General features: G+C 41.9%; 2 pseudogenes. Both read right to left on the bottom strand.

Annotation, left to right across the window (positions count from 1 at the left end):
- Positions 1–131: pseudogene (locus tag KTR07_RS28220) on the bottom strand (DUF1080 domain-containing protein); the annotation flags it as partial.
- A gap of 52 nt (positions 132–183) precedes the next feature.
- A pseudogene (locus KTR07_RS28215) lies at positions 184–461 on the bottom strand (gfo/Idh/MocA family oxidoreductase); the annotation flags it as partial.

Here is a 461-nt window from a genome sequence, read left to right as displayed (position 1 = left end):
TTTGAATATGATAATGCTACTTCGTTTGCCGATTGCTCTTCCTGAGCACTCCCGGATTTCTTCTGACCGCTGCAGGAAACTAAAACTCCCGCTGCAAGACAACAAGCTAATGGATAAAATACTTTCTTCATAATAATAACTATTTAATTTTTAATCTTTAATTCTTAACTTACTTTTATCGTGTTATCGTGGCATATCAGGCAACTTCCATCCTTCGCGATAGTTATGTTTCACCAGTTCGGCTGCGAATTGTTTCGCGTTGATCGGATCTGTCCAGGTCTTGTTGAATGACGGGTGACCATCATGAATCGTAAATCCGTCCTTAATGCAGGTTCTGAGTGTTTCATTATCACCGATATTGGTGAAGCACATATTGGCGCCGTCCCATTCCAGTGTCTTGTTCAAACCTTGCAGACGGATAGCCAATACACCCATTACCACCATTTCATTCATCGGTCCCG

It is taken from the genome of Bacteroides sp. MSK.20.82 (assembly GCF_019052485.1).
GTDB lineage: Bacteria > Bacteroidota > Bacteroidia > Bacteroidales > Bacteroidaceae > Bacteroides > Bacteroides thetaiotaomicron.
Note: the sequence above shows the minus strand (reverse complement) of the source record. Positions and strands in the feature narration are given on the sequence as shown.